The following is an 11,993-nucleotide window of genomic DNA, read 5'->3' as shown; positions in this document are numbered from 1 at the left end:
AGAATTATGGCCGACAATAAATTAAGCGTAACTGAACTGCATAAACGTTATGGCGAGCATGAAGTGCTGAAGGGCGTATCGCTGCAGGCCAATGCTGGCGATGTGATCAGCATTATCGGCTCGTCCGGTTCAGGCAAAAGTACCTTCCTGCGCTGCATTAACTTCCTTGAGAAGCCAAGCGAAGGCACCATCGCGGTGAACAACCAGATGATTAACCTGGTGCGTGATACCGATGGCCAGCTGAAGGTCTCCAACAAAGAACAGCTGCGTGAACTGCGCACCAGCCTGACCATGGTATTCCAGCACTTTAATCTGTGGAGCCATATGACGGTGCTGCAGAACGTGATGGAAGCGCCAATCCAGGTGCTGGGCCTGAGCAAAGCGGAAGCGCAGTCACGGGCGATCAAGTACCTCGATAAAGTGGGGATTGATGAGCGCGCGCGCGGCAAATATCCGGTGAATCTGTCAGGGGGTCAGCAGCAGCGTGTGTCTATTGCCCGCGCATTGGCGATGGAGCCCGAAGTGCTGCTGTTTGATGAGCCCACCTCTGCGCTGGATCCTGAGCTGGTCGGTGAAGTGCTGAAGATTATGCAGAAGCTGGCAGAAGAGGGGAAAACCATGGTGGTGGTGACGCACGAAATGGAGTTTGCCCGCCACGTTTCCAGCCATGTGATCTTCCTGCATCAGGGGAAAATTGAGGAAGAAGGGCCGCCGCAGGAGCTGTTCAATAATCCGAAAAGCACCCGTCTGCAGCAATTCCTTTCCGGTGCGCTGAAGTAACCGGTTCGCGCTGACATCAACCCCGGTTTCCGGGGTTGATGCTTGCGCTTACACCACGTCTGCCAGCGCCTCGTCCAGCTGATACCAGCGGAAGGCAAACCCCGACTCTTCCAGCCGCTTAGGCAACACGTGTTGCCCGCCCAGCACCAGAATCGCCGATTCGCCCATCATCAGCTTAATGGCGGTCGCCGGCGTGCGCATAAAGGCCGGGCGGTGCATGGCGTGTCCCAGCGTGGCAGCGAACTGTTCATTGCGCACCGCATACGGCGCCACCATGTTGAACGGACCGCTTAAGCCAGGGCTGTCCAGCAGCCACAGGATGGCATTCAGCATGTCATCCAGATGGATCCACGGCATATACTGCTTGCCACTGCCTATCGGGCCGCCGATGCCCATTCTGAAGGGCAATTTCATTTTGCTTAACGCGCCACCTTCTTTCGCCAGCACCACGCCGGTACGCATCAGGCAAACCCGGGTATGTTCGCTGGCCGCCGCCAGCGCCAGCTGTTCCCAGTGCGCGCAAAGCTGATGGGTAAACTCATCGTGACCGGGATCGTCTTCGGTCAGCACCAGGTCACCGGTATCGCCATAAAAGCCGGTGGCGGAGCCGGAAATCAGTACCGAAGGCGGGTTACTGCTGGCATGGATTAGGCTCACCAGCCGTTCGGTGATTTGCCAGCGGCTTTCGCACAGGTGGCGCTTCTGCTGCTCGGTCCAGCGCTTATCGGCAATCGGTTCACCGGCCAGATTGATTACCGCATCAACGTCATTCAGATCCAGTTGTTGATCGAGGCCGGACCAGAGGTGCACTTCCGGGCCCAGCTTCGCCCGTGCTGCGGCGACGTCGCGTGTCACCACGCTGACGGTTTCACCCCGATGCAGCAGGCGGGGAATAAGGTGGCTGCCAATCAGGCCGGTGCCGCCTGTCAGTAAAATATGCATGCTGTCTGTCCTTAATCAGAGAAATAAAAAATCCAACAGCCTGCTTTCAGCTTAGGTGAAGTTTGGGGGATTGCCTTTATGTGAAAAAATGGGTAAACAGGTTGCAGACGCCGCCTTGTAAGGATATCAGGATGAATTACCCAAACGTAACGCTGTGGTCCGATGCCTGTTTTTTTAGCCCCTATGTGATGTCGGTCTTTGTTGCGCTGAGCGAGAAGGGCGTGCCGTTCTCGATGCAGCATGTTGATCTCGCCAGCCAGCAGCATCTTGAAAATGCGTTTGGCGAGATCTCGCTGACGCGTCGCGTACCGGCCTTACAGATTGATGATTTCCTGCTTTCCGAATCTTCCGCGATTGCCGAATATCTGGAAGAGCGTTTTCCTGCCCCGGAATATGAACGCCTGTATCCTAAAGATCGTGAAAAACGGGCCAGAGCGCGTGAAATTCAGGCCTGGCTGCGCAGCGATTTTCTGCCGATCCGTCAGCAGCGCCCCACGGAAGTGCTGTTTGCCGATGAAAAGTTTCCGGCCTTAACCGCAGATGCGCAGGCGTCTGCGCAAAAGCTGTTTGACGCGGTGGAGCGTCGGCTCTCGCCGGGCCAGCAAAACCTGTTTGGCGAATGGTCAATTGCTGATACCGACCTCGCGGTGATGATCAATCGGCTGGCTCTGCACGGCGATCCGGTGCCCGATCGCGTGGCTGACTATGCCCATTTCCAGTGGCAACGTGCATCCGTGCAACTTTGGCTCTCAGAATCCTCCAAGACCGCCTGTTAATCACACTCGCGGGTTATAATTTTTTTACGGTCCGTGGCACACTGTGCGGGCAAGAGTAAACGTGCGCTGATGCGCCAGAACAAATAAGGGTTACGGATGGTGGAGCAAGAGAGCGGCACGGAGTGGGTAGACATCGTTAATGAAGAAAACGAGGTCGTCGCACAGTCCAGCCGTGCGCATATGCGGGCACAATGTTTGCGCCATCGCGCGACCTACATCGTGGTACACGATGGGATGGGCAAAATTCTGGTACAGCGCCGTACAGAAACCAAAGACTTTATGCCGGGTATGCTGGATGCGACCGCCGGTGGCGTGGTGCAAAGTGGCGAAGATATGCTGGAATCAGCGCGCCGTGAGGCGGAAGAGGAGCTGGGTATTGCGGCGGTTCCTTTTGCTGAACACGGTCTGTTCTACTTTGAAGATCAGCACTGCCGCGTCTGGGGCGGATTGTTCAGCTGCGTCTCACACGGTCCGTTTGCCATGCAGGAAGAAGAAGTGGATGAGGTCACCTGGATGACGCCGGAAGAGATCACCGCCCGTTGCGATGAATTCACCGATGATTCACTAAAAGCCTTGTCACTGTGGCTCAGCCGTAACAACGAGTCCGGCCGTTCCAGCTCTGGCAGTTCACGCCAGGAGTAACCTCCGGCGGCTCGCCTGAGTGCAAAAAAAACGCCTGATGAATTTCGTCAGGCGTTTTGCTTTTCAGGCATCGAGTCTAATGAGCCGGTGCCGACTGACGCATTTTCTCGCCGCGCCTTCTCAGCAGTTCCATGACGATCAGCAGGATCAAGGATGCGCCAATCATCAACGTCGCCGCCGCGGCGATGGTCGGGTCAAGGTTTTCCCTGATGCCGGCAAACATCTGAATGGGCAAGGTTCGCTGACGCGGGCTGGCGAGAAACAGCGTCACCACCACTTCATCGAAAGAGGCGGCGAAGGCGAACAGCGCACCGGAGAATACGCCGGGCGCAATCAGCGGCAGCGTTACTTTGCGGAAGGTATACAGCGGCGAAGCCCCCAGACTGGCGGCCGCGCGCGACAGATTGCTGTCATAGCTCTTAAGTACCGCCACCACGGTGATCACCACAAACGGCACGCCAAGCAGGGCATGAGCAAGGACCAGCCCGAGGTAGTTGTTCAGCAGCGAGAGTTTCGCAAAGAAGAAGAACATCCCCACGGCGATGATCACCACCGGCGCCACCATCGGCGAAATCAGAATGGCCATCACGATCCCTTTGCCACGGAATTCCCCCCGCACCAGCCCCATCGCCGCCAGCACGCCCAGCACCGTTGCCACTAAGGTGGCCATCGGCGCAATCATCAGGCTGTTGCCGAGCGCATTCAGCCACTCACCTGAATGGAAGAAGGTCTGATACCAGCGCAGCGAGAAGCCGCTGAGGGGATAGCTTAAAAACGAACTTGAGTTAAACGACAGCGGCACAATCACCAGGACCGGCACGATCAGAAACAGCAGTACCGCCGCGCCATAAAAGGTGAAGAAGGCGTTCCACAGACGAAGCAGTTGGCTTCCATTTTGTCTCATCATCATCTCCTTAATGGGCTGCCGACTCGGCAGAGGTGCGGGTCACGCGGACATAAACCACATACAGCAACATCACGATAATCAGCAGCTGGCTACCCAATGCTGCGGCCATGCCCCAGTTCATGGTGCTGTTAGTAAAGAACGCCACAAAGTAGCTGACCATCTGGTCATCCGGTCCGCCCAGCAGGGCGGGCGTCACGTAGTAGCCAATCGCCATCATGAAGACCAGCAGCGCACCCGCGGCAATCCCGGCGTAGGTTTGCGGCACATAGACGCGCCAGAAAGCGAGGAACGGATGCGCGCCAAGTGAAATGGCCGCGCGTACATAGGTGGGGGAGATGCCTTTCATCACTGCATATAACGGCAGCACGATAAACGGCAGCAGAATGTGGGTCATCGAGATAAAGACGCCAACGCGGTTAAACACCAGCGTTAACGGGTGGTCGATTAAGCCCACTGCCATCAGGGCGCGGTTGATTAACCCACCTGACTGCAACAGCACAATCCAACTGGCGGTGCGGACGATCAGCGAGGTCCAGAACGGCAGCAGGACCAGGATCATCAGCAGATTCGCGCGATTAGAGGGCTGCTTCGCCAGCCAGTACGCCAGCGGATAGCCAATGCCCACGCAGAGTAAGGTCACCACCAACGCCCTCCACAGCGTGCGCAGCAGCACGTTGACATACAGCGCCTGCTCAGCCGGGATCTTCACTACCTCCCCGGTTTTGACATCCACCTTACGATCGAAGACCGACAGCAGATAGTAGCTGGTCAGCGGTTTGGCGGCGCGTTGCAGCGTCTGCCAGGTCGACAGTTCGCCCCACAACGGCTGACGGGCGATCATCGCTTCTTTTACCTGGCTTCCCGAGTCGGGCACCAGACGCGGCGCGGTCACAATCAGCCGGCGAAAGCTGGGATCCTCATAGCTCATCCGTTTGGCGATGCCCGCAATCTGGCCTTGCTCGCGGGCGCTCTTCAGCTCTTTGCCCAGCGTGGCATACAGGGATTCATCGGGCAGGGCGTTGCCTGACCACTGCGCCAGCGCGGCGGTGGTTTCCGGCAGGGTGTCGTGGAACTCCGGGTTCTCAACGCTTTTACTCAGAATGGAAACGATCGGAAAAAGAAAACAGACCACCACGAAGATCAGCAAAGGCGCTATCAGCATCAGTGAGCGGCGGGTTTTCGCCCGGTCCACGCGGCGCAGACGCTGACTGAGGGACAGCTCGCCGTTCAGTGCAGTGGGCATGTTGGACTCCAGAACCGGATTTTGACTCATTGCTGACTCCTTAATTCAGGTGCGGCCGGGCACGATGCTGGCCCGGCCGGCTTAACTTATCTGGCTGCCCAGGCGTTGAAGCGCTGTTCGAGATCTTCGCCGTGCTCAAGCCAGAAATCACTGCTCACCTGTAACGACTTCGCCAGGTTTTCCGGCGCGGTTGGCAGGGTGCTCAGACGTTTTGGATCCAGCATCTTGCCGGCGTTAAGGTTGGTCGGGCCGTAAGGAATGTTTTCAGCAAACACCTTCTGGTTTTCAGGTTGGTTAGCGAAGGCAATAAACTGTTCGGCCAGGGCCTTGTGCTTCGAGCCTTTGACGATCGCCCAGTTATCCAGGTCGTATAGCGCGTTGTCCCAGACGATGTTGAAGTTATGTCCTTCAGCCTGCGCGGCACCAATGCGGCCGTTGTAGGCCGAGCTCATCACCACATCGCCGGAAACCAGCCACTGCAGCGGCTGAGCGCCGGATTCCCACCACTGAATATTCGGTTTGATCTGGTCGAGCTTTTTAAAGGCGCGATCGACACCGGCAGGGGTGGCTAACACGGTATACACGTCTTCGCGCTTCACGCCGTCGGCCATCAGCGCGATTTCCAGCGTGTATTTTGCGCTTTTGCGCAGCGCACGTTTACCCGGGAAGTCTTTGGTGTCCCAGAAGTCCGCCCAGCTGGTTGGCCCTTTCTTTAACTTGGTGGCGTCATAAGTCAGCACGGTAGACCAGACAAAAATACCGGCGCCACATTCGGTGACCGCTGCCGGGATAAAGTCAGATTTTTTGCCCAATTTGTTCCAGTCCAGCGTTTCAAACAGACCTTCTTCACACCCGCGCTGCAGTTCCGGGGTTTCCAGTTCCACCACGTCCCAGCCAATCTGGCCGGTTTCGACCATCGCGCGGATGCGCGCCATCTCGCCGTTATACTCGCCGGCTTCAATGGTGCCTTTACCTGCGGCGGTAAAGGGTTTGTAGAAAGCCTTCTCCTGCGCATCCTTGTTGGTGCCGCCAAAAGAAACTACGGTCAGGGTTTCTGCCTGCGCCTGTACGGCAAAAGCAGCCAGAATCATTAGTGCCAACGTCTTAACCATGCCAAAACTCCCCTCGTTATTGTTATCAGCAGCCAACGCTGCCGGTGCGTTATTGCAGTATTTGTGCCACCGGAGCTACGCGCGCAACAGCGTGTCAAGCAGCGTTAGCGCCTGTTGAAACTGGGCGTCCGGGATAGTCAGTGGATAAAGGAAGCGGATGACGTTGCCATGCACGCCACAGGTCAGCAGGATCAACCCGTGTTCCAGCGCTTTTTGCTGAATGTTTTTGGCGATTTCCGCAGAAGGCTTGCCGGTTGCCGGATCGTTGAATTCGGCGGCCACCATCGAGCCTCGGGCACGCACTTCAATCAGCGCTGGATTGCCGCAGCCGTTGAGCGTTTCAACCAGTTCTGCACCCAAACGCAGCGCGCGGTCGCACAGCGCTTCTTCGTCAATCACCTCCAGTACCGCCAGCGAAGAGGCGATGGCCAGCGGGTTGCCGGCATAGGTGCCACCCAGTCCGCCAGGCAGTGGGGCATCCATCACTTCGGCGCGTCCGGAGACGGCAGAGATCGGCAGACCACCGCCCAGGCTTTTCGCCATGGTGATCAGGTCAGGTTTGGCATCCGGGTAGTATTCGCTGGCAAACAGCTTGCCGGTGCGGGCAAAGCCGGTCTGAATTTCGTCGGCGATCAGCAGAATGCCGTGTTGATCGCAGAGCGCGCGCAGTTTGCTGACAAACTCGGCAGGCGCGATATTGAATCCGCCTTCGCCCTGGATCGGTTCGAAGATAATGGCGGCGACCTGCTGTGGGCTGATGTCGCAGCGGAACAGGGATTCCAGGCTCTCCATCGCATCGTCGATGCTGTGCCCATGCAGCGCGTTAGGGTAGCGGGCATGGAACACCGAACCCGGGAACGGGCCAAAGCCGGTTTTATAGGGAACCACTTTGCCGGTCAGGCCCATGGTCATCATGGTGCGGCCATGGAAAGCGCCGGTGAAGGCGATCACGCCCGGACGACCGGTGGCCGCGCGGGCAATCTTCACCGCGTTTTCAACAGCTTCCGCGCCGCTGGAGAAAAAGGTGGTTTTTGCCGGGCCGGCAACCGGCACCCGCTGATTCAGGCGCTCGGCCAGCAGCAGATAATTCTCGTAGGGAATGACCTGAAAAGCGGTGTGCGTGAAGCAGTCCAGCTGGTTGCGAACCGCTTCAACCACTTTTGGATGACGGTGTCCGGTATTCAGAACGGCGATCCCGGCGGTAAAATCGGTATACTCTCGTCCCTGATGATCCCACAGCGTGGCGTTTTCTGCGCGAACGGCGTAGAAATCACACATCACGCCAACGCCGCGCGGCGTGGCAGCTAAACGACGCTGTTGCACTTCACTGTTCATGGCTGTACCTCATCAGATGTCATCGCGTGGAACGGTCCACGTTGTATTGGGTTGACTCGTTTTTACCGTTTTGTGGGTTTTATAATCCAGAGCCAGTTTTTTTTATTGCGAGGTACCAATTTTGCGAACGTTACTTGGCGACCTGCTCGCACACCGCTTAAGCCAGGCTCCCGCAGGCGCGCTGGGCAAGCGTTTGTACGATGTTTTGCAGTCGGCGATCCAGCAGGGGGCCATTGCCACCGGCAGCCGTTTACCGGCCACCCGCGATCTGGCAAAAGATCTCTCCGTTTCGCGAAATACGGTGCTTTCGGCCTACGAACAGCTGCAGTCCGAGGGCTATCTGCAAACCAAAACCGGCAGTGGGACCTTCGTCTGCGAGCGGCTGCCGGAGATGGCGCCGGAGGCCACCGCGTCACCCGTCCCGGCGGGAAAACCGTTTAACTACATCCGCCTGTCCAGCCGGGGCACGCGCGTGTTGGCGCGCAGCGGTGCCGGCGCCTTCCAGTGGGGCGCGTTTATGCCTGGCGTGCCCGATGTCAGCCATATGCCGCACGATATCTGGCGCAAAATCCAGTTACGGCTGAGCCGTCGGATGCCGGTGGAGGCGTTGAGCTACTCCAGCCACGGCGGCTGCGTGCAGCTGCAGCAGGCGCTGGCCGAGTACCTGCGGGTTATTCGCTCGCTGAACTGTTCAGCGGATCAGATTCTGGTCACGGCCGGCACGCATCAGTCGCTGGATTTGCTGGCGAAAATGCTGTGCGATCCGGGCGACAGCGCGTGGATTGAAGAGCCGGGTTACTGGGGATTTCGCAATGTGCTGGCGGTGAACGGCGTTGAACTGCTGCCGACGCCGGTGGATGAGCAGGGCATGGTGCTGCCGGATATCGCCGCCTTCAGCCATGTCAGCCGACCGCCAAGGCTGATTTGCGTCACGCCATCGCATCAGTATCCGCTGGGATCGGTGATGAGTTTGCAGCGGCGTCAGCAGCTGCTGGACCTGGCAAAAAACGCCGGAAGCTGGGTTGTCGAGGATGATTATGACGGCGAGTTTCGCTTTGGCGACAGCCCGATCCCTTCGCTGCAGGGATTGTCTGCGGATGCGCCGGTTATCTACCTCGGCACCTTCAGCAAAACGCTCTATCCCGGCCTGCGGCTGAGCTACATGGTGGTGCCAAAACCGCTGGCCGCGCGGATGAAAATGGCTCATTCGGAACTGTATCGCGGCGGGAACGGACTGGTACAGCTGACGCTGGCCGAATTTATTCGCGAAGGACACTACGCCGCGCACGTCCGCAAGATGCGCCAGCTGTACAGCCGCCGCCGTGCCGCGCTGGTGGACGCCATTACCTCAAGCCTTGGACCGGCGTTTTTGGCGCAGCAAAGCAACGCCGGGCTGCACCTGATCCTCTCGCTTCCCGACGGCATCGACGATGTGGCCGTTGCAGCGGAACTGGAACAGCAGGGCGTGCTGACCCGGCCACTTTCAGCGTATTACCTGCAGGGCACCACGCGCAGGGGTTTGATCCTCGGTTATGCCTGCGTCGAGGAGCAGAACATGGTGGCAACCTTCGCGCCGGTGCTGGCGTGTTTGCAACGGCGGCTGAAACCCAGCTGAGGTACTGCCTCAAAACAGGGCGAATGCACGATAATAGTGCGCATAGTCTTGCCTGATTCTACGCAGATGATGCAGGTAATAAATTTTCAGTGATTAAAAACGATTAAAAATCATTGCGTTGATTGTGTTGAGAATGAATTCAGCGTCGATGGCTTGTCAAATTCTGCTTGTGGGAAGGAAATTTGTTGTGGTAGAGCTAAAAAGGAGCCACCCACTGCGCCTGACGGAATAATCCGCAAAGCACTGGACCCCTTTCCTGCCTCGACGAGAGAATGCCATGAGATCACTGGTCAGTTTTAAGAACATCAAAAAGAGCTACGACGGCGAAAAGCTGGTGGTGCGCAATCTCAATCTGGACGTGCAGGAAGGCGAATTTCTGACGCTACTGGGGCCTTCCGGTTCCGGAAAAACCACCAGTCTGATGATGCTGGCCGGGTTTGAGACGCCGACCGACGGCGAGATTTTCCTGCGTGATAAGCCGCTGCACACGCTGCCGCCGCATCAGCGGGATATCGGCATGGTGTTCCAGAACTATGCGTTGTTCCCGCATATGACGGTGGCCGAGAACCTGGCGTTTCCGCTGTCGATCCGCAAGCTGAGCAAGGCGGACGTGAAGGATCGGGTCAGCCGGATCCTCGATATGATCAAACTGACCTCGCTGGCCGATCGATATCCGGCGCAAATGTCGGGTGGACAACAGCAACGCGTGGCCCTGGCCAGAGCGCTGGTGTTTGAACCTAAACTGGTCTTGATGGATGAGCCCTTAGGGGCGCTGGATAAGCAGCTGCGGGAACATATGCAGATGGAAATCAAGCAGCTGCACGAGATGCTGGGTCTGACGATTGTTTACGTCACCCACGACCAGAGCGAGGCGATGACCATGTCGAATCGCGTGGCGGTGTTTAACGACGGCATGATCCAGCAGATGGACAGCCCAAATCGCCTGTACGAACAGCCGGCGAATGCCTTTGTGGCGCAATTTATCGGGGAAAATAACAGCCTGCTGGCGACTCAGGTCGGCTCGGAAGGGGATTACTATCAGGTGCAGCTGGATGACGGCACGCGTCTTGATGCGCTGAAGGTACGCCCAAGCTCTCCGGGTAAAAAGATCCAGCTCAGCATTCGCCCTGAGCGCGTCAACGTCAATGCGCCAGAAGCGGGTGACCAGCAGGTTCGTGCGCGAATTCAACAGTTTATCTATCTGGGGGATCACGTCAGAATGCTGACCGAAGTCGGTGGGCAGTGCAACTTTATGGTGAAGCTGACGCCAGCCAAAGTCGACAACAGCTGGAAGCCGGGCAGCGAAGTAACGCTCTCCTGGCAGCCAGCGCATCTGCGGGCGCTGGATGTAATGATTCAGTAACGCCTGCAACCACAAAAAAAAGGCCGCTCAATTTTAGCGGCCTTTTTCGATTACGGGCGGCAGGGATTAACGAACGACAACCTGACGAGGCTGCGTTTTACGACCCATCATGCCAAGTGCGCCGGCAACGGCGGCTTCAATCAGCAGAACGATTAAGGTCATCCAGCTGGCTTTGGCAGTGGCGGCCGCAGCCTGTTGAGCGGCTTCACGCGCTTTCTGCTCGGCCTGAGCCTTCAGTTCCTGATATTTCTGACGCGCCTGCTCGTAGCTTTTCTGTGTTTGCGCAACGATCTGATCGACTTCCTGATCGCTTTTTCCGGTCCGCGCTTTGATGATATTTTTCAGCGCATCAACATCGGCTGCCTGCAGCGTATCCTGATTGCGTTGCAGCACGCCTTTGAACCAGTTTGCTAAATCCGTATCGGCATTTTGTGGATTATTCGCCGTATTCTGCGCCTGATTCTGGGCCGTCTGCGATTCCTTATTCGCATCATTTTTCAGCGCCTGCGGCTGTAACTCTGGCTTGCCAGTTTGTTGCAGCGTTTTTTCCAGTTCGCTCTGTACATTTCCCAGATCGAAGTTATTTTCCTTCAACGTTTCTTTCGCTTTATTGGCGATGGAAGGCGCGATAGCAGAAATACCGTTGCCCACCATGCTAAAGCCCGAACCAATTACGCTGGCGGTACCGCTCACCGCGCTGCTTAATAGCGAGATAGCTAACCAAACCACAAACAAGGTATTTACCGCCCACATCAGCAGGCCGTGTAACGCGCCTTCACGCTGAGCCAGACGGCCGGTTATAAATGCCCCCGCGCCAATGGAAATCAGCATGCTTAAACCCGTCCAGATCGCGGCCCCTGTGCCCAGTCCATCCAGAGGGTTTTGCTCTTTTAACGGATCGATGGTGGTCGCACCAATTGCGGTACCAAGAATGGTCAGCAATAAATAAATGACCACTGATAAGATCACGCCAGCAAAAATGGCACTCCACGAGATGCGTTTAAGCGGGACGCCAGTATTAACATCATTGTAAACCGGATGGATATTATGGTCACTCATAACTGTTCTCTCTTAATCTGATTATAAGCAGGGATAGCAAGTTAATATTATTATTAAGCTTTTTACGCTCCTGATGGCTTTCCTGATTAAGACTAGTCCTGGATAGCATTTTGTCCATAAAATAATTACGCCGCTAAATTACAGATAGCTTTCAACGAATTAAACCCTTTTGAATTATTGCCAGATGTGAAAATGGAGCCTGCGCGAAAAAATACAGGG

The 11,993-nt window shown here is 56.7% G+C and carries 11 protein-coding genes; 5 read left to right on the top strand and 6 right to left on the bottom strand.

Going from position 1 to position 11,993, the window contains the following annotated elements:
• Nucleotides 1–6 precede the first annotated feature (6 nt).
• Entirely contained in the window at nt 7–780 is a 774-nt protein-coding gene (gene hisP / locus E2F51_RS22660; RefSeq protein ID WP_013203116.1) for a histidine ABC transporter ATP-binding protein HisP, read from the top strand.
• Between the two features lie 48 nt (nt 781–828).
• Here hisP and E2F51_RS22655 read toward each other — a convergent pair whose 3' ends face one another.
• Nucleotides 829–1,722 (bottom strand): TIGR01777 family oxidoreductase, encoded by an 894-nt coding sequence (locus E2F51_RS22655; RefSeq protein WP_053144308.1) that lies wholly within the window; start codon nt 1,720–1,722, stop codon nt 829–831.
• A gap of 131 nt (nt 1,723–1,853) precedes the next feature.
• On the opposite strand from E2F51_RS22655, the gene yfcF reads away from it, so the two are divergent.
• Nucleotides 1,854–2,498 (top strand): glutathione transferase, encoded by a 645-nt coding sequence (gene yfcF / locus E2F51_RS22650; RefSeq protein WP_013203114.1) that lies wholly within the window; start codon nt 1,854–1,856, stop codon nt 2,496–2,498.
• 96 nt (nt 2,499–2,594) lie between these two features.
• Entirely contained in the window at nt 2,595–3,140 is a 546-nt protein-coding gene (yfcD, locus tag E2F51_RS22645; RefSeq protein WP_013203113.1) for an NUDIX hydrolase YfcD, read from the top strand.
• Between the two features lie 76 nt (nt 3,141–3,216).
• Here yfcD and E2F51_RS22640 read toward each other — a convergent pair whose 3' ends face one another.
• The 4 genes from E2F51_RS22640 to E2F51_RS22625 form a co-directional block, all read right to left on the bottom strand.
• Nucleotides 3,217–4,044 carry an ABC transporter permease gene (locus tag E2F51_RS22640; RefSeq protein ID WP_134824632.1) on the bottom strand — a complete coding sequence of 276 codons (828 nt, stop codon included), beginning with the start codon at nt 4,042–4,044 and terminating at the stop codon, nt 3,217–3,219.
• 10 nt (nt 4,045–4,054) lie between these two features.
• Nucleotides 4,055–5,320, bottom strand: coding sequence for an ABC transporter permease (locus E2F51_RS22635; protein WP_134824631.1), 1,266 nt, complete (start codon nt 5,318–5,320; stop codon nt 4,055–4,057).
• A 56-nt stretch (nt 5,321–5,376) separates the two neighbouring features.
• Nucleotides 5,377–6,402, bottom strand: coding sequence for an ABC transporter substrate-binding protein (locus E2F51_RS22630; RefSeq protein ID WP_105760613.1), 1,026 nt, complete (start codon nt 6,400–6,402; stop codon nt 5,377–5,379).
• Nucleotides 6,403–6,477: 75 nt separating this feature from the next.
• Nucleotides 6,478–7,737 carry a 4-aminobutyrate--2-oxoglutarate transaminase gene (locus E2F51_RS22625; protein ID WP_134824630.1) on the bottom strand — a complete coding sequence of 420 codons (1,260 nt, stop codon included), beginning with the start codon at nt 7,735–7,737 and terminating at the stop codon, nt 6,478–6,480.
• A 121-nt stretch (nt 7,738–7,858) separates the two neighbouring features.
• Here E2F51_RS22625 and E2F51_RS22620 point away from each other — a divergent pair, with 121 nt between their 5' ends.
• Together E2F51_RS22620 and E2F51_RS22615 are read left to right on the top strand one after the other, a co-directional pair.
• On the top strand, nt 7,859–9,352 hold the full coding sequence (locus E2F51_RS22620) for a PLP-dependent aminotransferase family protein (protein ID WP_134824629.1): 1,494 nt from the start codon (nt 7,859–7,861) through the stop codon (nt 9,350–9,352).
• 277 nt (nt 9,353–9,629) lie between these two features.
• Nucleotides 9,630–10,715, top strand: coding sequence for an ABC transporter ATP-binding protein (locus tag E2F51_RS22615; protein WP_134824628.1), 1,086 nt, complete (start codon nt 9,630–9,632; stop codon nt 10,713–10,715).
• Nucleotides 10,716–10,781: 66 nt separating this feature from the next.
• Here the strand turns inward: E2F51_RS22615 and E2F51_RS22610 are convergent, their stop codons facing one another.
• Nucleotides 10,782–11,774 (bottom strand): TIGR04086 family membrane protein, encoded by a 993-nt coding sequence (locus tag E2F51_RS22610; RefSeq protein WP_134824627.1) that lies wholly within the window; start codon nt 11,772–11,774, stop codon nt 10,782–10,784.
• Between the last annotated feature and the right edge of the window lie 219 nt (nt 11,775–11,993).

It is taken from the genome of Erwinia sp. QL-Z3, assembly GCF_004551645.1.
GTDB lineage: Bacteria > Pseudomonadota > Gammaproteobacteria > Enterobacterales > Enterobacteriaceae > Erwinia > Erwinia billingiae.
The sequence above is the reverse complement of the archived record's forward strand: the minus strand, read 5'-3'. Positions and strand labels throughout refer to the sequence as shown.

What these genes read in the sequence shown, in the direction of transcription:
- hisP (WP_013203116.1), top strand. Translation starts at nt 7, where the DNA reads ATGGCCGACAATAAATTAAGCGTAACTGAACTGCATAAACGTTATGGC.
- E2F51_RS22655 (WP_053144308.1), bottom strand. Translation starts at nt 1,722, where the DNA reads ATGCATATTTTACTGACAGGCGGCACCGGCCTGATTGGCAGCCACCTT.
- yfcF (WP_013203114.1), top strand. Translation starts at nt 1,854, where the DNA reads ATGAATTACCCAAACGTAACGCTGTGGTCCGATGCCTGTTTTTTTAGC.
- yfcD (WP_013203113.1), top strand. Translation starts at nt 2,595, where the DNA reads ATGGTGGAGCAAGAGAGCGGCACGGAGTGGGTAGACATCGTTAATGAA.
- E2F51_RS22640 (WP_134824632.1), bottom strand. Translation starts at nt 4,044, where the DNA reads ATGAGACAAAATGGAAGCCAACTGCTTCGTCTGTGGAACGCCTTCTTC.
- E2F51_RS22635 (WP_134824631.1), bottom strand. Translation starts at nt 5,320, where the DNA reads ATGAGTCAAAATCCGGTTCTGGAGTCCAACATGCCCACTGCACTGAAC.
- E2F51_RS22630 (WP_105760613.1), bottom strand. Translation starts at nt 6,402, where the DNA reads ATGGTTAAGACGTTGGCACTAATGATTCTGGCTGCTTTTGCCGTACAG.
- E2F51_RS22625 (WP_134824630.1), bottom strand. Translation starts at nt 7,737, where the DNA reads ATGAACAGTGAAGTGCAACAGCGTCGTTTAGCTGCCACGCCGCGCGGC.
- E2F51_RS22615 (WP_134824628.1), top strand. Translation starts at nt 9,630, where the DNA reads ATGAGATCACTGGTCAGTTTTAAGAACATCAAAAAGAGCTACGACGGC.
- E2F51_RS22610 (WP_134824627.1), bottom strand. Translation starts at nt 11,774, where the DNA reads ATGAGTGACCATAATATCCATCCGGTTTACAATGATGTTAATACTGGC.